Consider the following 19847-nt stretch of genomic DNA (forward strand, 5'->3'; position numbering starts at 1 on the left):
TACAAAATTGTGTGGTCGGACGCGGCCGTTGCGTTCGGCCACACAGCAGGTCTGGTCCTGCATAGACAGCTCGCTGCGATGGTGTTTGTGCAGGTCAGAAAATCGGTGGACGCGACTTTTCGGGCCGCGTACGCTGATCGTGTCAGGGCAGCCGCACGCGATGTGCGGGGCCGAAGTTTCGATCGAAAGGAGGCCACATCTTGGTTCACAGCAATGAACCCCAGGCGGTCTCCTCGGTACGATTCGCCTGAACCTAGTGTTTCTCAGCAACCTTGTGTTTCTAGCAACCTAGCGTTCTACGAGCGTCCGAGGAGATTGCGGAAGGAGCCAGCGACTGCAGCGCTGGCTCCTTTTCTATTGCATTGCATCCCTCAAGCTCATGTCTCTCCTCCCCAACCACTCAATCGAGAGTATTCCTGAGCCCACTCTCGATGTCGAGAGTGGGCTCAGGAATACTCTCGATCCGAAGGGAGGGAGTCGTAGAACACCTAGTGCCGCTATTCAGAAAATTCAGCGGGTGGAGCTCACCGCACCAAGCGCGTACGCCACGCGAGCCGCAAAGTCCGCAGCCGGCACGTTCTCCGGAAGCTCATGCACTGGGAACCACGCAACATCCTCGGACTCGTTACTCACAACGGGCTGGACGCCCTCGGGCGCACGGAACACGAAGCCCACATCCCAATGGGTGCTGCACTTACCAAACGCCGAGCCAAGGTCGTGACGGTTCAGGTCGCACGGGAAGTCTGAGAGCCGTTCCAACTCCATGATCCCAGATTCCTCCTGCGCCTCGCGCAGCGCAGCCCCAGCCAGATCGGGGTCGCCGGGCTCAATGTGCCCACCAACCTGGACCCAGAACTGGCCCTTCTTGTGATAGCACAGCAGGAGCTTGGTCAGGTCGTGGTTGAACACGAAGGACGAGGCCGTGAGGTGCTGCGGTCCGCCTTCTCGGCGCGCGCTCGCGCCTCCACGCTCGCGAACGAACTGGGCATACTCATCGCGCAGGGACTCTTGGGATGCGACTGGCGCAACCCAATCGTCGAAAATCTTTAGCGCAGCTGCGGCAAACTGCGCAGCAGTTGGCGCGGGTGCGGACGAAGGGGGAAGTGGGGGCTGCTGGTTACTCACCCGACAACACTACCGCCGCAGCCGCGGCGGAACGGGCGCTACTTGCCGGTCGGTTCCTCGCCGGCGTAGTCCGCCGTTACGCCGTAGGTCGCGATCGCGGTGCGCGTGATCTGGTTACCGCTGCGGATCGCGAGCCACGCAACCACGCCAACAAGCGCGGCCACACCAAACGACTGGACGAACGCGAACGCACGCTGGCCACTAGACGCGCCCACGGACTGCGTGAGCAGACCGGTCAGTGCGGTGCGGAGCGAGGAGAAGTTATGGGACTCGCCAATGAGGACCGGGTTCAGGATCGTGATCGCGCCAACGATGACAGCAAGCAGGATGACGATGATGCACCACGCGATGCGCTGGCCAGGCGTTTCCTCGCCGACCTCATGATCATTTGCGCGCGCCTTGCGGATTGCGATGACCCGGGAGATGCCCCAACCAGGCGCGGCGATGACGAGGAGGATGCTGGCGATACCAACGGCGTTGTCCATGTGGGTCCTTACTTAGGGGAGTCTCTGCTCCACCTTATCGCCCCCGGTCGCTGTATCTCGAGATCAGCCGCCCACACCAACGAACTTAGCCGCCCCTGCGCCCGCCGCACGACCCGTGCGTGTTGCGCCGATCGTTGAGGCGCCTGCGCCGTATCCGGCGAGGTACACGCGCGGGTCGGCGAACACCTTGGTACCATCGGTTGCGATGCCGCCGGAGGGCGTGCGGAGTCCGAGCGGCGCCAGGTGCCGTAGTGCTGGCTTGAATCCGGTTGCCCACAGGATGACATCCACCTGTTCAAATCCACCGACCGACTCGGGCATGGTGTGTGGGGTCACGCCGTTCGGCTGAGTTGCAAGCTCCGCAGGAACCCCGATGAACTCCACGCCATCGGGGTGGATCCGCGTGATCGGGCCGCGCGAGATGAGCACTCCCTGCTCGATGGCCTGCGCATACTCGCTGGTCAGCGCCAGTCCGGTTGCGCCCACCACGGAGAGGGTTTGCAGGCCAGCCTCGGTACGCTCACGCACCGACTTCTCCACCTCAATCCCCCAGTTAGAGTCAAAGTCCCGCTCGCCAAACACGGGCGCGCGGCGGGTCGACCACACCGTGTCCACTCCAGCTGCAGCCAGCGGAATCAGGAACTGGACGGCGCTCGCGCCACCACCCACCACGAGCACACGCTTGCCCTCAAACTCGTCAGCGGAGCAGTAATCCTTGGTATGCAGCTGGCGTCCGGCGAACGTTTCGATGCCCGGGTAGTACGGCCAGAACGGCTGGTCCCAGGTGCCCGTGGCGTTAATGATTGAGGCCGTAGTCCACTCAGACTCCTCGCCCGTGACCACGTTGCGTGCGCTCACCACGAGTGGTGCTGTCAGATCGTTTTCACGTGTGGAATGAACGCTCATGACCTTGTAGGGCCGCACGATGGGCAACCCAAATTGGCTCTCGTAGGTGCCGTAATACCTGGCCACAACACTCGAGGCCGGCTCCATTGGGTCCGGCGTGCCCAGTTCCAGCCCGGGCAGATCGTGAATGCCGTGCGCCTTACCAAGCGTCAGCGAGGGCCAACGGTGCCGCCACGCGCCACCTGGCCCCTCATTCGCATCCAGCACGATGAAGTCCGTGTGCGGCCGCAGCCCTTTACGCAGCAGCGTGGCCGCCGCGCTCAGTCCCGCCTGCCCGGCGCCGATCACCACGACCTTCAGTTGGGCGCTTTCGCGCCCCTGATTCTCGACGATCGTGCCCGACCCACTCAAGATACTTGCGTTTGCATTCACATTCGTTGGAACCGGTCATCTCGCCGGAGTATTCCGCTGGTGCGAGTGAGGTGCGCTCGGCGTCCGAGTGGTGCTTGGGAGGCGAGGTGGAGTTGGGGAGGCGAGGTGAAGCGGAGTGTCCGGGTGGTGCTGGGACGCAGGGTGATGCTGGCAGGCAACCATGATCGTCGAAAATCCAAACGAGAGTATTCTCTAGCCCACTCTCGATGTCGAGAGTGGGCTAGAGAATACTCTCGTGCGAAAAGTTGAGTGCACAAGGGAGACAAGGTATTCCAGTGGAGAAAGCCCCCAAGACGTGGAAGTGTGGGGGCATGAGCGTTCTAGTGAAGCAGGAAATTCCAGACCTTGATGAAACTCTGGACTTGTATGCGTCGGTGGGGTGGGTCTCCTACACCAAGGACCCCGACCTACTCATGGAGGCGCTCCGCAACTCCACGTACGTGCTGTCCGCCAGGAATGATACGGGAACGCTCGTGGGGCTTGCCCGTGTGATCAGCGACAACTGCACTATCGCGTACCTTCAAGACATCCTCGTGCTGCCGCAGGCGCACCGCACGGGCGTGGGCACCGCACTGATGGAGGAAATCAAGAAGCGGTCCAAGCACATCCGCCAGCTCGTGCTACTCACAGACTCCGATCACGCCCAGCGCTCGTTCTACGAGGCGCACGGCATGACCGAGGTTCACGACGTTGAGCCCCAGCCGCTGCGGTCGTTCGTGCGGCTGCTTTAGCAGGGTGTGAGCACTTTTCGTGCAAGTGAGCGCAGCAATCCCTGCTCTTTTGCACCAAAAGTACTCACAGCCCCGTGCAGGTGAGCCTATTCCTCCGGCGCACCGTCGGAGACGAGGTCTCCCGCGCGCTGCCCGAACAGCTTGTCCGGGTTGGGCCAGTTGATTCCCGAGACGTTACGCAATGGGTCGAGCCGGTCGAGCAGGCCCTCACGGACCTGCAACCACTCGGGCTCAAGGATGGAGAACGAGACAGAGTCGCAGCGCGAACCGTCCGGGGCGATGCGGAAGCCGCGCAGGGTGCCTTCATACGTTGCGCCAAGGCGGGTGATCGCGGAGATCGAGCGGGTGTTGCGGGAGTCGGCGCGCATGGACACTCGGTAGGTACCCATCTGCTCAAACGCGTACTCCATGAGGAGGAACTTGCAGGCGGGGTTGACCACGCGGCCCCACAGCGAACGGGCGTAGAAGGTACGGCCGATCTCGAGGCGCTCCTGCTCCACGTTGACGCCGCACAGGGCTGTAGAACCAACTACTTCGCCGTTCACGGTATCGACTACAGCGAACGGCAAAACATCACTGGCAGACAACGCATCCTCGATGTAGTTGGCCATACCAACTTCACCAACAGGGGTGGGCGTACTCATGCCGGCCCACATTTCGTGGTCGACAATTTCAGCCAGCGCACCGACGTGCGCCTGGGACAAAGGTTCCAACCGGAAGCCGTGTCCCTCGAGGACAATTTCATGTTGCACAGCGATATGAAATCACACGTTTGGCACCCTGCGAAAGTGGTGAATTTGGGCGTGTGGAACCGCCGCCCATCCGCGGGGGCTCGCGCCGTGTGGCGCACGCCAAATTTGGCGTGAATTATTGTCGACAAGTCACCTCAGTTTCATTGAAATCTAGCGGATTGTGGCTTGTCGGGCCTCGTCAGATAACCCGCCCGGGAAAGAGACCGAAAACACGTGCTGTACCCGTGCGTTCGGCAAGAGTTCATGAGGCATTTTTTGGGGACATAGACTCGTGTTTATGAGCGCACAGGTTTACGAGCTAATTGAGTCCGGCGGTTACATCGAGGGCGCGGAGGCCGAGGGCTTCAACTTTGGAGATTTTTCCGAGCACGGTTTGAGGATTTTGGACTCACAGTTCTCCGGTTGCTCGATGGACGGCACGGTATTCTCCGCGTGCCACTTTTCCGATGTCGTGTTCACTGGGTTGTCCGCGCCTGAGGTCTCGTTTGTGGACTCGGGACTCCAGGATGTGACTATTTCCCAGTCACGCCTGGGCGGGGTTCAGGCCTTCGGGACCTCGTGGACGCGCGGCCGGTTTGAAGTGGCCAAGATTGGGTTCTTCAACCTTCGCGGCGCCAGGCTCAACACGGTGAGGTTCGTGGGATGCGCCATCGAGGAACTCGACCTGTCCGCGGCCACAGCCAAGTCTGTGGTGTTTGAGGACTGCACCATCGAGCACCTTGTGCTCACCGGCGCTACGTGCACCAAGGTAGATTTGCGCGGCGCACGCATCTCCCGCGTCACCGACATCTCCGGACTCAAGGGCACCATCATGAGCCCCGAGCAGTTCGCTGATTTGGCGCCCAGCTTTGCCACGATGCTGGGGATCTCCCTCAAGTAGCAGCGCCGGTAATCACTGCGATGACCTCGGCCGCGCTCACAGCCACGTCTTTCCCGTGGTTGTAATGGCGCGCGGTGGCCAGCGAACGTGCCTGGGCGTCCGTGAGCCACTCGCCTAGAATGTCGTGCCCGTCCTGGATGTAGTCGCGTTCGCGCTCCACCAGATTGCGCGCGCGCAAGAGTCGCAGCGATTCCTGCGGCTCGGCATGGGGCTCGATCCACAGCACGTGTTCGGCCTGCGCCAACGCTGCTTTCACGCGTGAAAACAGTTCCGGGTTGGTGTAGTTGGTGTGCCCGGCTCCCAGCGCCAAGACGGCGCCAGCCGAGCGCGCCACGACTTGCTCGACCGCGTGTGCCCGCGCAACTTCCCACGCACGTTCGGTGGGTATCCACCCAAGCCGCGCAGAATCGCTAAAAATCCTAGCCACAGGCCAGCCCATCTCCTCATAAAACGGGACGCCGGCCTCGTCGATATCTACAAACTCACGCCCAGCGAGCTCTGCGAGCGCCATCCCCAACGTCGATTTGCCGGCCCCCGCGGGCCCAATGAGCACGAGCCACGGGCCTGCGGGCGCGGCCGGCGTAGTCGGCCCGGTCATGCGGCCCTCTTCAGCAGCACGATGACCTCGTAGTGCGACGTGTGGGGGAACATGTCCAGCACGCGCGCCGCCACAGGTCGCAGGCTCGGCATGTGTGCGAGGTCCTTGGCCAGCGTCACAGCGTTGCAGCTGGAGTAAACGACCGTGTGGGCGGGGCTGGCTTCGATGAACCCGGCCAGTTCCTGGCCGATACCCCCGCGGGGCGGATTCACGACGATCATGTCCGGCCCGCCCTCACCTTGCGTCCCGCTGTGCTCCCGGGAAAACGCGGTGGCGTCAAGAGCGTCAAAGTGCAGGTTGGTGATGCCCAGGGTTTCGGCGGTGAGGTCGGCTGAGGCGATTGCGTCCTCGCTAATTTCGATTCCGGTGACCCTGTCCGCAAACGGGGACAGGTGCAGCGCAAACCCGCCAACACCGCAGAACAGATCCCACAGGTGAGCGGGCCGCTCGTGCGCGATCCACTGGCGGGCCTGATCGTACAGAGCGGCGGCGATGTCCGTGTTGGTTTGGAAGAAACTCTGTGGGCGCAGGTGCAGCGGGATGTCGTTCACGCGCATGGTGAGGGTGTGCTGCTCGGTGAGGATGATCTCGTGGTCGCCCTCGAGGATCGCCTTGTGCTCGGGTTGGATGTTCACCGAGAACACCGCTACCTGCGGGTGGGACTCGAGGAACTCAGGCAAGTGCTTTCGCAGCCTGGTCACGGGCTCTTGCGAGCGGGACACGAACCGGACCATATACTCGTCGTCTGGGGACTGCGTGACCAGAACGTACTTGAGTTCGCCGCGCTTGGTCTTCAGGTCGTAGGGCTGCACGTTCGCGCGGGTGATGAACGCAGTGATTGCCTCGAGCAGGTAGTGCATGGGCTCGTTGTAGAGCGGGCAATCGTGCAGGTCAATGCCGTTTTGCTGGGCGTCAAGGATGCCAAGGACCGGATGCTCGGCGGTTCCAGTGACCACCATCTTGGCCTTGTTGCGGAATGCGTGCTCCGCGCTCGGAGTGGCGGGAAGCCATTCGACGTCCAGGTACTCGGCAAGGAGGCCCTGGGCGTGCGTCACCTTGTCCGCCAGTTGTTGGCTGTACGGAGTACGGATGAGCGCGCAGGAACCACACCTGCCTGCATCGAAGTGGGGGCATTGCATAGGAAGCATTGTCTCAAGAACTTGAGCTGCCCGGCATCCCGCCTGTTCCGCCCCTCCTTCCCTCTCCTCGCGGCTTCTCCCCGCGCCTTCTCCCCGCGAGTGCCGAGAGCACCGCCCTTACGGACAAGGCGCCGCCGGAAGTGGGGCCCGTAGACTGGCTGGATGAATCGTCGATTATCAGTTGTGGCACTGGCAGCAGCTGCGCTGCTGGCGGGCTGCGCTGACGAACCAGCCGTGCCCAGAGGTGTGCCGGAGCCACACGAATCGGAGTTCGAGTACAGCTGGGACGAGAAGAACGACGAGCCGTACACGGCTCCGGAGGAGCTCACCGCAAGCGAACTCACGGACTTGCTGCGGATCTACGCCACAGGCGCCAACACAATGGCCAGTTGCACGCCATCGCAGGTTGACCTGGAGATCCAGTACATGGATGCGGCGATGGGGCACCGGTTTGGTCGGCTCACGGTCACAAACACATCCGCAACGGATTGCACAGTGCAGGGCTACCCAGGGTTTGGGGCCCGCGGCGAATGGGGCCATAAGCTTTTGCTGAAGGCGGAGCAATCCGACCCGATCGACTACTCCACAGACCAGCCGCTGGTGACTCTGGAGCCGGGTGAGTCCGCGTACTCGAACGTTGAATGGACGGGGAGTTTAGGCGGCGCGGAGAGCGAGCCGATCAGCCTGTTCATTATTCAGTTGGCGGATGCTCAGATACCGATTCCTCGGCCCGTGAACTCGCTATACAGCCAGGATGCCGGGAACTTCGTGGACGCGCAGGGGGTTCCACTCCCCAACACCGGATTCGACATTTCGATGGACACGACCGTGCGGATGGGACCGTTTCGGACGGACTGAGCCGGGCTGAGCCGAACATGGCCGAGCGGTCAGTCGGCGCCCATCCACACGCGCAGCTGGCCCGCAGTCCTAGACCGTCCACACGCTTGCTTTGCTAGGATCGCGTCTAGCCAGCCATTCCCCACGCAGATCGGACCGCGATGTCGCGCCAGCCTTCCCCGTCCCAGCCAGCCACGTTCCAGGTCGTCGTGATGGGCGTTTCCGGATGCGGCAAATCCTCGGTGGGGGCGCTCCTTGCGCATGAGCTTGGCGGCACGTTTGTGGACGGTGATGATCTGCACCCTCAGTCCAACATCGACAAGATGGCGGCCGGCACGCCCCTGAACGATGCAGATCGTGAGCCGTGGCTGCGGGACATCGGTGCGCGCTTGGGTGAGGCCGCCGACTCGGGACGCACCCTGATTGTTGGCTGCTCGGCGCTCAAGCGCTCATACCGTGAGTTGATTCAGTCTGGTTCACCTGACACCGTGTTTGTGCACCTGCACGGCACGCCCGAGTTGTTGGCGGCTCGGGTGGGCGGCCGCGAGGGCCACTTCATGCCCACGGGTCTGTTGGAGTCCCAGCTGGCCACCTTGGAGTTGCTGGAGTCGGATGAGCCCGGCCGCGAGTTCGACATCGCCGATCCCGCTGCCGAGATTGCCGCGGCTGCCGCCACGTGGGTGCGGTCCATCCGCAACTGATTTTCGACGATCCTGGTTGGCTTCCAGCACCCGCCAGGCCCCTGCCCTGTGCGCTGGGCGGAGGACTCTCGGGCACACTTCCGGCACCAATACCAACTTCGCCGAGATCCTGGCCGCAACGGTGAGTTCCTAGTACGTACCTAGGAGTTTACCGCCGTAACCAAAATCTCGGCGAGAGTGTGGGTGTGGGCGAAGGCTAGTCCCGCGCTCCCAGCGCAACGTGAGGCTGCACGGTACCGAACCTGTGAGCCGTGATCGAAATGGCCTGTTCCACCAGGAACGGAAGCATTTCAATCCGCCCAGCCTCGGTGACCGGCTGCGCATAGATGGCGACGTCGGGCTTAGCCCCAATCGCACCCGCAAGCACCGCGCGGGAAGATCCTACGGCCCGAACACGCCCGTCGTTCAGCTTTTCCGCCCACACACCAAGTTCCTGAACGCGCACGTTCGCGCCCATGCCTGCTCGCGCCAGAACCTCCTGGAGTCCGGCGTGCGGAGCTTCGAGGACTACCTCGAAAATGCCCCGGCTTGCCAGCCCCGCTAGGACAACGCGCAGCACGTCCGCCACGGAGCTGTCTTCTCCCACAAAGACATGCACTGGCGTGAGCGTTGGCACGTATCGAAACTCGTTACGCTCCACTACTAGACCGGACGCGTCACGCATGACTCCGAACTCGCTCTCCCAAGCAGCTGCGTCGCAGGCAACGGAGCGAGACAGGAACTCCAAGTCCGCTGGACCCAGACCCAACTCGGATGCGCTGGAACGGATGATGCTCATGAGGCGAGCAACATCGTCGATAATTGTGGCAGTTTCAGACGAAGCCGCAGCCTCTGCGCGCTCCCAATCCGACAGCCCAACCAGGTAGTTGGGGCCACCGGCCTTGGTGCCGGCACCAACGGCCGATCGCTTCCACCCACCAAACGGCTGGCGTCGGACAATCGCGCCGGTGATCCCCCGGTTCACGTACAGGTTTCCGGCGTTCACGGACCCGGTCCACTGCTCGATCTCTGCTGGTTCGAGGGAGTGGAGGCCGGCGGTCAGGCCAAAGTCGGTGGCGTTCTGGGCGGCGATAGCTTCCTCGAGGGTGTCCACGGTCATGATGCCCAGGATCGGCCCAAAGTACTCGGTCAGGTGGTACTCGGAGCCGGGGACAACTCCGGTCTTGACGCCCGGGGACCACAAGCGGCCATCCTCCGACAGGAGTTCGGGCGCTATCGCCCAGGACTCCCCCGGAGCCAGCGTAGTCAGTGCGCGCTCCAACTTTCCGCTGGGTGCCTCGATGACAGGGCCCACCTGCGCGGTGGGGTCCTCGGGGAAGGCGACCCGCAGGCCTGAGACCGCATCAAGCAGCTGGTTGCGGAAGCGCTGCGAGCGCCCCACCGAACCCACCAGGATGACCAAGGACGCGGCGGAGCACTTCTGCCCGGCGTGACCGAACGCGGAGTTCACCACGTCCTTGACTGCCAAGTCGAGGTCCGCGTGCGGTGTCACGATGATCGAGTTCTTACCCGATGTTTCGGCGAGCAGCTGCAGGTCCGGACGGAACGTCTGGAACAGCTGCGCGGTGTCGAATCCGCCGGTCAGGATGAGGCGGTCAACGCGCGGATCGGACACCAGCTGGCGTCCCAGATCGCCCTCGGACACGTGCACGAGCTGGAGGATGTCGCGCGAGATGCCGCAGGCATCGAGTCCCGCCCACAGTGCGTCCACCATGACGGATCCGCTGCGCTGCGCCTGCGTTGCAGGCTTGATGACTACCGACGATCCTGCCGCAAGTGCCGCCAAGGTCGATCCGGCTGGGATCGCCACAGGGAAGTTCCACGGCGGCGTGACCACGGTCAGCTTCACGGGGACTGCGCGGGCGCCATCAACGGTGTCGAGTTGTTCAGCCAGCTGCGCATAGTAGTTGGCAAAGTCGATTGCCTCGGAGATCTCAGGGTCGGACTGGTCCAGGGTCTTCCCGCATTCGGAGGCCGAGACCTCCATGAGCCTGGCCCTGTTCTTCTCCAGCTCGGTGGCCATGGCACGAAGAACGCGGGCTCGGCCCGCTCCACCCAGCGCGGCCCATCCGGGGGTAGCATCCACGGCGGTGGTCAGCGCGCGCTCGAGCGCCGCTGGGTCTGTGATCGTGTGGGATGCCACGAGGTCATCGCCGAGTGTGCTGCCCGGAATAGCCGTCAGAATCTCGCGGCCCCAACCGCGGTTGCCGGGGAGCGCCGGGTCGGTGTCCGGGGTGTTGGCAAACTCCGACTGGAGCGCGGGGACATCCGTGGTCCGGTCCTGGCGGCGGTTTGCCAGTGGCACTGAGTCATCTACCTGCGCGAGCGACGCCTCAAAACGCGCCTTTTCGCGGGCAAACAGCGGCTCGTTCTTGGACAGCTCGAACACAGCGGACATGAAGTTGTCCTGCGACGCGCCCTCCTCGAGCCTGCGAATGAGGTAGGAGATGGCCACGTCGAACTCGTCGGGGTGGACCACTGGCGTGTATAGCAGGAGCTGCCCCACTGTCCGGGACACGGCCTCGGCTTGGGCCTCCGCCATGCCGAGCAGCATCTCAAACTCGAGGGCTCCCGGAATCTCGCGGACGCTGCGCTCTCCAGCGAGCAGCCAGGCGTGTGCCACGTCAAAAAGGTTGTGGCCGGCAACGCCAATGTGGACGTTGTTCATGCGCTCCGGGGTCATGGCCCAGTTCAGCACGCGCTTGTAGTTGGTGTCGGCCTCCTGCTTGGAACCCACCACGGCGAGCGGCCAGCCGTGCACAGCTGCTTCGACTCGCTCCATGGGCAGATTTGCACCCTTGACCAGGCGGACCTTGATTGCCGCTCCCCCGCGAGCGCGGCGGGCTGCCGACCACTCCTGGAGGTGTTGCATGGCTCGCATGGCATCTGGCAGGTAGGCCTGCAGGACGATCCCGGCCTCTAGCCCGAGAAGTTCGGGCCGGTCAAGCAGCTTGGTGAACACCTCGATGGTCATGTCGAGGTCGCGGTACTCCTCCATGTCCAGGTTGATGAACTTGCGTCCGCGGTGGCTCGCTGCGTACTGGTAGAGCGGAAGCAGCTGGTCAATGACGTGGTCCACTGCCTCGGCGTATGCCCACGGTGAGTGCGGGGCAACAGTGGAGGACACCTTGATGGACACGTAGTCCACGTCATCGCGTTCGAGCAGGCGCTTGGTGCCGGCGAGGCGCTTTGCTGCTTCTCGTGGGCCGAGGACGGCCTCGCCCAAGAGGTTGACGTTGAGTTTGCGTCCCGTGCGCTTGATCTTGTCGATAGCGGGGGCGAGCTTAGCGTCTGTGGAGTCAACGATGAGGTGACCCACCATCTCGCGCAGGACTTTCTGCGCTGCGGGAACCACGAGCGCCGGCGCCACTCGCGATGCTGCCGATCCCGTCTTGACCGCCGCACGCAGGTACCAGGGTAGGAAGCCCGGGGTGTTGCGAGCGAGCGAGCGGAAGTTCTCCGCCGCGATCTGTGGGTCTTCGGGGCGGATCACGCCATCCACAAACCCTACGGTGAAGTCGAGGCCGCCTTCCTCACTGAGCACTCCCGCAAGCAGGGTGGCTGCGGTTGAGGGCTTGATGGTGTCGGCGGTGGCGAGCCACTCACGGACCAGGCTGGTGGTCTGTTCCGTCAGCGCCTGAGCGTCGTTGCTGTGATCGAGCAAGGTCACTCCTTTAAGTCAAGGTGTCATATTCAAATCTAAGTGTGAGAGGTGATTTACTTTAGGTAAAGTGAAGATTTCTAATCGATTTACTTAAGTATTGCTACTGTTTTTCGGAGGCTACAATGCTGGACGTCAGGCGCCTGCGAGTGTTGCTTGAATTGCAACAACGCGAGACCCTAGCCGACGTCGCTGTGGCCCTCCACCAGACCCCTTCCGCCATTTCCCAGCAGCTCGCGCTGCTGGAAAAGGAAGTGGGCACGCAACTCCTGCGGAAGGTGGGCCGGCGGGTTCAGCTCACGCCCGAGGCCCACACCCTCGCCAACTACGCCTCACAAGTCATTGACCTCCTTGAACGCGCGGAAACTGAGGTGTCACATTCCGGCTCGCGCCTCACAGGGACGATAAAGGTTGCCGTCTTCCAGTCTGCCGCCCTGGCATTCATGCCGCAGGTTCTAGGGGAACTGGCATCGCTACACCCTGAACTGCGCGTGACCATGACTCAGCGCGAGCCGGAGACCGCGCTGCGTGAAACCTGGACTCGGGACTTCGATCTGGTGATTGCCGAGCAGTACCCCGGGCACGCCGCGCCCTGGCATCCCGACCTTGACCGCGTGGAACTCACCACGGACGCGCTTAGGCTCGCGGTCCCGGCATCCGGCACGGTTCGCTGCCTGTCCGATGCACGAACGCTCCCCTGGGTCATGGAACCTCGCGGCGCCGCGTCCCGGCACTGGGCGGAGCAGGCCTGCCGCGTGGCTGGCTTCGATCCCGATGTCCGCTTCGAAACAGCCGACCTCCAAGCCCATATCGCGCTCATTGCGTCGGGGAACGCCGTTGCGTTCCTGCCCGGCCTGATGACCGTGGGCGCCCCTGCGGGCGTCCGCCTGATTGACCTACCGGGGAATCCGCGACGCACAGTGTTTACGTCGGCTCGCGCCTCCGCGAGCGAGCGTGCTTCCATTGGCGCGGTCCGCCGCGCCCTCACCCAAGTCACGCGGGACCTCGTGGCCTAAAGGCCACGCCCCGGCCGCATCAGATTTAGAGCCCCGGGAGCGCGCGCAGCCACCCCTCTAGCTGCGGTACCTCTTGCGGCGACACCTGCGCGAACACCGACATTGGCTCGTCAGCACCGGCGAGCGCATAGGACCCATCGGGCAACGCGGCAAAGGCCTCGTAAGCGCTCGACCCCTTTCCTCCAGCGTCCGCCCGGCAGAAGAAGAGTAGCTGCGGGGAGTCCACAAAGGTCTCGGCGATGGGTGTCATGCCCTTGAGCACTGCGAGCAGTTCCGCTGCGGTGAATACTCCCACGGCGTCTCCCGCACGGACTTCAACGCCGGGCGCGGCGCCCTTGCGTCGCATTCCCGTGCGCACTAGGCACGCCGTGACGCTCAGGCCCGTACCCTGCCACGGCACGACGGCGCCGAACTGCGCTTCAAGGAGCGCAACGTCAACCTCTTTTTTCCTGCTGAAGAGTCCCATGGCTTCGAGGCTACCTGCACCACGCACCTACTCGTTGTATTGTGCCCAAATTTTCGACGATACTGCCGGGGCGCGCTGAACCGGCAGGTTCCAGCGCCTTCAGTCCTCTTCGAGAGCGACGGTGCTTTGGAGTCCCAGCTGAGTGAATCCGAGCGCGTGCGCAAGTTTCGAGGAGGCATCGTTGCCCACCCGCGTGCGCCACTGGGCGATCAACCCCATGGAGATTGCAGAGTTCACGGCAAAGCGGCCCACACGCTCAGCGTGGCCCTGCCCCCTGTGGTCGCCATGCGTGATTACACCGATCTGGCCAACCCTGTCCATCCATACGGTGAAGCCGGCGATGGCGAGCGGTGTGCCTCCCGGATCACGAACCACCCAGCGGTACTCCATGTCGGCCAAGTCCGCCTCGTCCCACTCTTCCGCTGTTACTGCCTGCCGCATGGCCGCAGCATCGGTTTCCGTGACGCGGGAAACTCGATCATCGGGTCCGCCTACCGGCGAGTCGCGGTACCAGAGCTCCGCGGTTCCAACTGCCTCCGGAATCCACGTTCGAGACAGGGCCTCCTCGATCGCGGCCGTGTCATGGAGCAGGGCTGCGGGCATTGCCTCAAGGACCGCGAGCGCCCCGTGCGGTGCCACAACAACCCGCGCCCCATCGAGCGTGACGGTGACAGCGGCATCAAACCCGAGGCGTTCAACAAACCTGGTGTTGCCTCGTGTGAGCGCTCCTCGCGCCAGCCCAGTAGCGTCCTCCCACACCTCAAAAAGGGCGGGAAGTGTCGAGGCCTCAAGGTGCGGAATCGCGTTGCTGTCCATGACCCATTGTCTGCGCGAGCGGGAAGAACCCGCAACAGACCGTGCGCACACGGCACACTCCCGCCGCCCAACAACAGAGGACATGTATCGGCTGGTTGCCGTCCCAGCTTGTTGTATGTGCACGTTCCCGTCCCAGCTGGTCGTCACCGCTAAGCGTGCACGCCGCGCAACTAGCGCAGCGGGATTTCTTCTATGATTCCTGCCGGAATAATGTCGAAAGAAGCACTAAGCCGTTCAAGCCAAACAGTTCTTGACTCTTGAGGAACTTTCTTTGCCTCACGCTGGAGTTGATCCCATGCATGAGGATCTTCAGAAGGCACGAACGAAGCCTTTGAGTAAAAAACATAGAAGGCCAGAGACATAGTCATATTGTCAAAATTTCTAAGTGGAATACCTCTGGGTCGCCACGCCCACCCGGGGCTCGGTTGAGAAACATCGGCAATTGCAATCGCGAGCCGGAGTTCGTCTTGATATTCACGGGCAGCCACGCCAGCAACCACGTAATCACCTCGATAGCATTCTTCAATCCACGCTCTGTCCATCGGCGAAATGTTCTGATTCGAGCTGAGAAGAGTTGTGACCTCATTACTCCGGGTTACCCATCGTGCCGAGTCAAGCTCAAGAAACTCGCAGATGTGCTCCAACGAAAGTGGAGAATCGCATGTGAAGTAGTCCGCCATCATACTCTCAGCCCATGAGGAAACCTCGGCGCTGATCGGATGAACTTGGGGAATGCCAACCAAGTCAATTATTGCCGCGTCATAAAAGCTGGCCGCATTATCCTTATGGATAAAGCGCCACCGCCGCGTTGATCTGCTAGCGGGGCTGATTCCGACGGCGAAGAGAAACGTGAGTCCTTCTTTACGACCTTCCAGCAAAAAACCGCGCTGGCCTAGCCTAACTAGTTCGTCAATCTCTTGGTCAATCATCAACGATGGGCCCTCCCCGGATCCTGACGTGTACGCTCGCTCGCTGTCCTACGACACCGTAGGTTATCGCTTGATGAGTTTGGAGAGTTCTTCGAAACCGACGATCCGGGCGCGCATCCCTGGAACGCGACCAACGATGCGCCCTACAAGACCCGGTTCAAGCATTCGTTCACTAAATACAGGGCTCCATGCGAGAACTCTGTTTCTGGTCATTAAGACCTCATACTTATCGGTTCTCGTCAGAACCGACCGGAGATAGAAAATCAATTTCTCAAATTCGTTAGTGAAGGAAGCATTCCGGTTGCAAGGGAGATTGATGTTCATGTTGAAGTACCACATGTCAAGTGCTTCTAGTTCAACAGTGACCTCCCGCCCTGAGCTGACGTCTTCGATCAGCCAATACTCATCGAGTAAGTCCTTGCTACCGCTCCACGTTTGAATCGATTCGCTGACTTCAGGCGAGATCCCCTGTAGGACTTTGCTCTGCAGTTCATACAGTGGACTTTTCATTAGGTTTTCACTTGGTCCGTTGATTTACGTACGCGCGCAGCGAGAGCGTCTGCGTCAAAGAAATACTCAGCATGATCCATCATGACTCTGACATTCCTTTCATTGTCGACGCAACGCTGACCGAAGGCGAACTGTATAAAGTCAGACAATTGGAAATCTTGGACTGGGCCGCCTTGGGACACTCTCATGTTTCGCACACCCAAGAACTCTAGCTCGACAAAGGAGTCTATCGGCTGATCAGTGTTCCATAACTGAAAGACCAACTGGAATGTCCGCTCCGCCGGTGACAAGGAGTAGGAGTTCATTTTTGCTTCGTTGTATAGATCAAGACTACCTAGACCATCTATCACGACTTCGGCAGTACCCAGTGTCTCTCTGGAAACCCGAATTCCATCAAGTATCATCACTTCCACTTCCCAATCGACCTCCTCGCATGATACAGACCCTTCCAGCCCATAGACGTGGGTTTCCCAAATTTATCGACTCCACCATTTGGGTTTCGAGGATTCCACTTCTGGAAACTCTTGTGTGGTGTTGCAACTCCTGCGTGCGGCCTTCCTGCTACAGGATACTTAATCCTTCCCGCTTTTGTGTTTCGCATTATTGAGTTCTTTTGCCCATTCAGTTTCTTCAGCCTCTGCCCATATTTGACTTTCGCGCACGTATTTACAGCAACCACTCTTCGCACTACCGCACTTCTGACAGAACGGGTTCCTGCATAGCGAGCAGCACCCGCAACCGCGGATGCGCAAGACACTGCCGATGCTCATCCGACCCTGACTGCTACACCCACTCTCACTACGATGGCGATTGTCTTCCAGTTACGTTTCCACCATCCAGCATCACCATCGAGGTCCAGCTGATTGATGGGGTCTTGCGGATACGCGTACGCAGTCGAGTTACCTCCCTTAACCGGGTCAACGCTAGTGAACTGGCCGGTCACGGAGCTAGATAGCCGTACACCCATGAGCACAAGACCAGACAGGTCGGTGGCACGTTCTTTACCGCCAAGCCACGAGTAGTTCAAAGCACCAGAGCTCTTGTGCTGTGATACGGCAAGCTTGTTGCCGTACTCGTCAACGGATTCCAGCGCACTCCACATCGTGACGCGCGCTGCTACTTGCCCGTTCCCGGCCCCTGGCGTGTGCGTGTAACTGGTCACAACGACGCTGCATTGAGGATCGATAATCCCGGTGGACAGAGTCTTCGTAGACGAGTTCTGGGTGACCGTGCGTGCCAGATCCGAGTCGCAATACGAGATGGTCAGGTTACCTGCGGCTTCGCCTTGCGGAGTATCAGTTCCTGGCAGGCTGGTTTGCCGCCTTAGCTTGCCGTACACGTAGTCGCCCGTATTGTTCGCACGCTTGAGGATACGGTCAGCTTTGTCGTGCATCCACGTCTTTTGTTAGGTGACAAAGGTGCTCTTCGGTTCTGCCTAATCTCCTCCCCAGTCCGGGCTCCACCCTTCGCTTTCGAGAATACCGAAAGCTTCAGTAGCACCAAACCATTCGATATCTAGAGGTTTCAAGAACTTCCACAAGGAATCGAAAGTTGTGAAGGAGAAAGCTGATCGGTTTGGCCATCGATAGAGCGCGATATAGTTCGTGATTGGATCGTCGGCCTGTAGCTTGCCTGTCTCTTCATTAGTTCGTAGAATATCTACTTCGAAGCCTGCCGTCTGGGACCAGATTTCTTCGGGTAGCACATCTACCCATTCAATATTCTTTTCCCGGTTCTCCTCACTTGTAGCAGACCCGACAGTCGAGACTAAGACTAACTTCGCGTGAAACTCGCCCCGCTGTGCAATTCCTAGAAATTCGGACTGCCCATAAGAGATATTCCAGCGATGCGGACCGTTAGGGTGTGCCTCATTCGACAACCCGTCGATAAGGTGCAGCCTCTCCACATAGCGCTTGCGGCTGACCTCTTGTTCGGCCAGTTCAGCAAAACGATCATTCCGATTGGTATACCCGGTGAATCTAGCGAATAAGCTCTTCAATGAATCACGGCTTCCGAAAGACATGACTACCACCTCCGACCCAAAGCATGCCCGCAACCCTCTGACTTAGCAACAATGCCTTGCCGCCGTAACCAAGGTCCACACTCGTGAACTGACCGGTCACGGAGTTTTACAAGCGGACGCCCATGAGCACGAGACCAGACAGGTCGGTGGCGCGTAATTGCGGGCGCCTCGCAAGATCACTGTTCAGTAACCAAGGACACCAGACCGCTCTACGCCGTCCGACAAGAGGCCGCTAGTCTGAGTTGCCTTGTGGCGACACGAACGTTCCATAGCCTCTGACATTGAGCCCATCATTTACCTCTGTGAACTCAAAGTCGAACACCATATTGCTTCCGTCTCGGTAAACAAGGTACCCAACCTCCTCTCCCCCGTGCGGTGAGTTCAAGATGATCCCCCTCGCCTCTTGAGCGCTCACCGAAGTGTCAACGTGGAGCGAGAAAATCGCCTCTCCTGGGTATTCGCAGAACTCATGAAACTTAAGGAACCTCGCCGGCCCAAGTTCTTCTTCAAAGACTTTCTCAGCGTGCGTGGCCAACGCATCAGCTTCTGCATCACAGCCATTCGAGCACGCCACCAAACTGGAAGTGATGGCCGCTGTCATAATGCACGCCATGCCCGCGTTAAGAGTTCGCGACTTCTTCAATGTGACCTCAATTCAGTTTTCGCGAATTTCGGGCTCTCACACCTTTGTTGATATGTCCGTTAACCCAGAGCACCATAAGTGCCATCGAGGGAAATGGTCGGGGGGCAGAACACGCACTGCCCTCGAAACAAAACCGTACAAGAACCCGCACGGGCAAGGTAACCACAATCGTCGATAATCTGTGGGTCCTTGGTGTGTGCCGCAGGCCCACCACATAATGGAGGGGTGCCAACCCCAACCCAGCCAGAGCGTGCCGCGACCATCTATGACGTCGCGCGGGTCGCAGGGGTCTCGCCGTCCACGGTGTCTAGGACGTTCGCGCGGCCGGGGCAGGTCAGGTATGCCACCGCGGAGCGCATCCGGGCAGCAGCCGAGGAAGTCGGCTACCACAGCGAAGTAATCCACCGGCCAATCGCACCCTCTGCGATCAGGCGCGGCACAATCGCGCTGGTGATCGCGGATATTTCCAACCCGGTGTTCTTTGAACTCATCAGGGGCGCTGAGGAAGAGGCCGCGCAAAACGGGTACCTGCTGTTGCTTGCACACACTCGCGAATCAGGGGTCATCGAACGCGAGGCCCTTGACCGTTCGGCAGACATGGTGGACGGCGTGATTCTCAGCTCGACTCGTATGTCAGACTCGGCCGTTCGGACGATGGCGCGGCAAAAACCAACAGTCATCATCAACAGGGTGGTCACGGGCGTGCCCTCCATCTACGTGGACCACGTGGGCGCTGCACACCAAGTCATGACCCACCTTCAGGTGCTCGGGCACACCCGCGTACTGTACGTGGCCGGGCCGGCAGCCTCCTGGGCGAACGGCATGCGGTGGCAGGCCATCAAGGACTACGCCGCCGTAAACGGCATAAGCGTGACCTCGATCCAGGCACCAGCCCCAACCATGGATGGGGGTGCGGCGCTCGCTGAGCAGGTGCGCAGACTCGCGCCCGGGGCGATCGTCGCATTCAACGACCTCATCGCGTTGGGGCTCATGAAGTCTCTCCGAGGCCATGGCCTGCGCACACCCGGCGACTACTCGATCGTGGGGTTCGACAACTCAAGCGGCGCCGACCTGGTGGACCCCGGGCTCACTTCAATCGCGTCCCCGCAGTACACGCTCGGAGCAACCGCGGTACGAACCCTCCTGGCGCTCTCGGCGCACGGTGCCGCCCGGCCCACGCAGGACCACTCGGTCAAGCTCCCCAGCCGGCTAGTTGTTCGAGGCTCAACAGGGACTGCATAGCACGCAACCAGCCCG

General features: G+C 61.0%; 20 protein-coding genes. 6 read left to right on the plus strand and 14 right to left on the minus strand.

Going from position 1 to position 19847, the window contains the following annotated elements; all coding sequences use genetic code 11:
* Positions 1-510: 510 nt before the first annotated feature.
* The 3 genes from HGSM_RS13290 to HGSM_RS13300 all read right to left on the minus strand — a co-directional run bounded on the left by HGSM_RS13290 (position 511) and on the right by HGSM_RS13300 (position 2867).
* Positions 511-1125: an NUDIX hydrolase gene (locus HGSM_RS13290; RefSeq protein ID WP_019149259.1), complete on the minus strand. Its 615-nt coding sequence runs from the start codon at positions 1123-1125 to the stop codon at positions 511-513.
* A 38-nt stretch (positions 1126-1163) separates the two neighbouring features.
* Positions 1164-1610: a hypothetical protein gene (locus tag HGSM_RS13295; RefSeq protein WP_019149260.1), complete on the minus strand. Its 447-nt coding sequence runs from the start codon at positions 1608-1610 to the stop codon at positions 1164-1166.
* A 63-nt stretch (positions 1611-1673) separates the two neighbouring features.
* Positions 1674-2867 carry an FAD-dependent oxidoreductase gene (locus HGSM_RS13300; RefSeq protein ID WP_230197559.1) on the minus strand — a complete coding sequence of 398 codons (1194 nt, stop codon included), beginning with the start codon at positions 2865-2867 and terminating at the stop codon, positions 1674-1676.
* A gap of 332 nt (positions 2868-3199) precedes the next feature.
* Between HGSM_RS13300 and HGSM_RS13305 the strand changes: the two genes are divergently transcribed.
* On the plus strand, positions 3200-3619 hold the full coding sequence (locus HGSM_RS13305) for a GNAT family N-acetyltransferase (RefSeq protein WP_040595293.1): 420 nt from the start codon (positions 3200-3202) through the stop codon (positions 3617-3619).
* Between the two features lie 86 nt (positions 3620-3705).
* On the opposite strand, the gene HGSM_RS13310 is transcribed toward HGSM_RS13305, so the two are convergent.
* Positions 3706-4371, minus strand: coding sequence for a GNAT family N-acetyltransferase (locus tag HGSM_RS13310; RefSeq protein ID WP_081581488.1), 666 nt, complete (start codon positions 4369-4371; stop codon positions 3706-3708).
* Positions 4372-4648: 277 nt separating this feature from the next.
* Here HGSM_RS13310 and HGSM_RS13315 point away from each other — a divergent pair, with 277 nt between their 5' ends.
* A complete protein-coding gene (locus tag HGSM_RS13315; protein ID WP_019149264.1) occupies positions 4649-5251 on the plus strand; it encodes a pentapeptide repeat-containing protein in 603 nt (200 codons plus the stop codon).
* Here HGSM_RS13315 and HGSM_RS13320 read toward each other — a convergent pair.
* Together HGSM_RS13320 and rlmC are read right to left on the minus strand one after the other, a co-directional pair.
* A complete protein-coding gene (locus HGSM_RS13320; RefSeq protein ID WP_019149265.1) occupies positions 5244-5849 on the minus strand; it encodes a shikimate kinase in 606 nt (201 codons plus the stop codon). The genes HGSM_RS13315 and HGSM_RS13320 overlap by 8 nt on opposite strands.
* Positions 5846-6997, minus strand: coding sequence for a 23S rRNA (uracil(747)-C(5))-methyltransferase RlmC (gene rlmC, locus HGSM_RS13325; RefSeq protein WP_326550048.1), 1152 nt, complete (start codon positions 6995-6997; stop codon positions 5846-5848). Before rlmC ends, HGSM_RS13320 begins: the two co-directional genes overlap by 4 nt.
* Before the next feature lie 153 nt (positions 6998-7150).
* Here rlmC and HGSM_RS13330 point away from each other — a divergent pair, with 153 nt between their 5' ends.
* Together HGSM_RS13330 and HGSM_RS13335 are read left to right on the plus strand one after the other, a co-directional pair.
* The gene (locus tag HGSM_RS13330; protein ID WP_081581489.1) at positions 7151-7846 is read left to right on the plus strand and encodes a DUF4232 domain-containing protein; all 696 of its coding nucleotides are present in this window, start codon (positions 7151-7153) and stop codon (positions 7844-7846) included.
* 140 nt (positions 7847-7986) lie between these two features.
* On the plus strand, positions 7987-8526 hold the full coding sequence (locus tag HGSM_RS13335; protein WP_019149268.1) for a gluconokinase: 540 nt from the start codon (positions 7987-7989) through the stop codon (positions 8524-8526).
* A gap of 196 nt (positions 8527-8722) precedes the next feature.
* On the opposite strand, the gene HGSM_RS13340 is transcribed toward HGSM_RS13335, so the two are convergent.
* Positions 8723-12190, minus strand: coding sequence for a bifunctional proline dehydrogenase/L-glutamate gamma-semialdehyde dehydrogenase (locus tag HGSM_RS13340; RefSeq protein WP_019149269.1), 3468 nt, complete (start codon positions 12188-12190; stop codon positions 8723-8725).
* 122 nt (positions 12191-12312) lie between these two features.
* Between HGSM_RS13340 and HGSM_RS13345 the strand changes: the two genes are divergently transcribed.
* Complete coding sequence (locus HGSM_RS13345) at positions 12313-13203, plus strand: LysR substrate-binding domain-containing protein (RefSeq protein WP_019149270.1); 891 nt, start codon at positions 12313-12315, stop codon at positions 13201-13203.
* 25 nt (positions 13204-13228) lie between these two features.
* Here the strand turns inward: HGSM_RS13345 and HGSM_RS13350 are convergent, their stop codons facing one another.
* From HGSM_RS13350 to HGSM_RS13385, 7 genes are all read right to left on the minus strand, one after another.
* On the minus strand, positions 13229-13669 hold the full coding sequence (locus tag HGSM_RS13350; RefSeq protein ID WP_154646365.1) for a hypothetical protein: 441 nt from the start codon (positions 13667-13669) through the stop codon (positions 13229-13231).
* Between the two features lie 99 nt (positions 13670-13768).
* Entirely contained in the window at positions 13769-14485 is a 717-nt protein-coding gene (locus HGSM_RS13950) for a GNAT family N-acetyltransferase (protein ID WP_019149272.1), read from the minus strand.
* A 170-nt stretch (positions 14486-14655) separates the two neighbouring features.
* A complete protein-coding gene (locus HGSM_RS13360) occupies positions 14656-15414 on the minus strand; it encodes a hypothetical protein (RefSeq protein WP_019149273.1) in 759 nt (252 codons plus the stop codon).
* 63 nt (positions 15415-15477) lie between these two features.
* Entirely contained in the window at positions 15478-15924 is a 447-nt protein-coding gene (locus HGSM_RS13365; RefSeq protein ID WP_019149274.1) for a hypothetical protein, read from the minus strand.
* 766 nt (positions 15925-16690) lie between these two features.
* Complete coding sequence (locus tag HGSM_RS13375; RefSeq protein ID WP_019149276.1) at positions 16691-17317, minus strand: RHS repeat-associated core domain-containing protein; 627 nt, start codon at positions 17315-17317, stop codon at positions 16691-16693.
* Between the two features lie 42 nt (positions 17318-17359).
* Positions 17360-17947, minus strand: coding sequence for a hypothetical protein (locus tag HGSM_RS13380; RefSeq protein WP_019149277.1), 588 nt, complete (start codon positions 17945-17947; stop codon positions 17360-17362).
* A 232-nt stretch (positions 17948-18179) separates the two neighbouring features.
* Complete coding sequence (locus tag HGSM_RS13385) at positions 18180-18548, minus strand: hypothetical protein (protein ID WP_154646367.1); 369 nt, start codon at positions 18546-18548, stop codon at positions 18180-18182.
* Between the two features lie 267 nt (positions 18549-18815).
* Between HGSM_RS13385 and HGSM_RS13390 the strand changes: the two genes are divergently transcribed.
* On the plus strand, positions 18816-19832 hold the full coding sequence (locus tag HGSM_RS13390) for a LacI family DNA-binding transcriptional regulator (RefSeq protein ID WP_019149279.1): 1017 nt from the start codon (positions 18816-18818) through the stop codon (positions 19830-19832).
* The last annotated feature ends 15 nt before the right edge of the window (positions 19833-19847 follow it).

Source organism: Timonella senegalensis JC301 (assembly GCF_000312125.1).
Taxonomy (GTDB): Bacteria; Actinomycetota; Actinomycetes; order Actinomycetales; family Cellulomonadaceae; genus Timonella; species Timonella senegalensis.

What these genes read in the sequence shown, in the direction of transcription:
- HGSM_RS13295 (WP_019149260.1), bottom strand. Translation starts at nt 1,610, where the DNA reads ATGGACAACGCCGTTGGTATCGCCAGCATCCTCCTCGTCATCGCCGCG.
- HGSM_RS13305 (WP_040595293.1), top strand. Translation starts at nt 3,200, where the DNA reads ATGAGCGTTCTAGTGAAGCAGGAAATTCCAGACCTTGATGAAACTCTG.
- HGSM_RS13315 (WP_019149264.1), top strand. Translation starts at nt 4,649, where the DNA reads ATGAGCGCACAGGTTTACGAGCTAATTGAGTCCGGCGGTTACATCGAG.
- HGSM_RS13320 (WP_019149265.1), bottom strand. Translation starts at nt 5,849, where the DNA reads ATGACCGGGCCGACTACGCCGGCCGCGCCCGCAGGCCCGTGGCTCGTG.
- rlmC (WP_326550048.1), bottom strand. Translation starts at nt 6,997, where the DNA reads ATGCTTCCTATGCAATGCCCCCACTTCGATGCAGGCAGGTGTGGTTCC.
- HGSM_RS13330 (WP_081581489.1), top strand. Translation starts at nt 7,151, where the DNA reads ATGAATCGTCGATTATCAGTTGTGGCACTGGCAGCAGCTGCGCTGCTG.
- HGSM_RS13335 (WP_019149268.1), top strand. Translation starts at nt 7,987, where the DNA reads ATGTCGCGCCAGCCTTCCCCGTCCCAGCCAGCCACGTTCCAGGTCGTC.
- HGSM_RS13345 (WP_019149270.1), top strand. Translation starts at nt 12,313, where the DNA reads ATGCTGGACGTCAGGCGCCTGCGAGTGTTGCTTGAATTGCAACAACGC.
- HGSM_RS13350 (WP_154646365.1), bottom strand. Translation starts at nt 13,669, where the DNA reads ATGGGACTCTTCAGCAGGAAAAAAGAGGTTGACGTTGCGCTCCTTGAA.
- HGSM_RS13950 (WP_019149272.1), bottom strand. Translation starts at nt 14,485, where the DNA reads ATGGACAGCAACGCGATTCCGCACCTTGAGGCCTCGACACTTCCCGCC.
- HGSM_RS13360 (WP_019149273.1), bottom strand. Translation starts at nt 15,414, where the DNA reads ATGATTGACCAAGAGATTGACGAACTAGTTAGGCTAGGCCAGCGCGGT.
- HGSM_RS13365 (WP_019149274.1), bottom strand. Translation starts at nt 15,924, where the DNA reads ATGAAAAGTCCACTGTATGAACTGCAGAGCAAAGTCCTACAGGGGATC.
- HGSM_RS13375 (WP_019149276.1), bottom strand. Translation starts at nt 17,317, where the DNA reads ATGCACGACAAAGCTGACCGTATCCTCAAGCGTGCGAACAATACGGGC.
- HGSM_RS13380 (WP_019149277.1), bottom strand. Translation starts at nt 17,947, where the DNA reads ATGTCTTTCGGAAGCCGTGATTCATTGAAGAGCTTATTCGCTAGATTC.
- HGSM_RS13385 (WP_154646367.1), bottom strand. Translation starts at nt 18,548, where the DNA reads ATGACAGCGGCCATCACTTCCAGTTTGGTGGCGTGCTCGAATGGCTGT.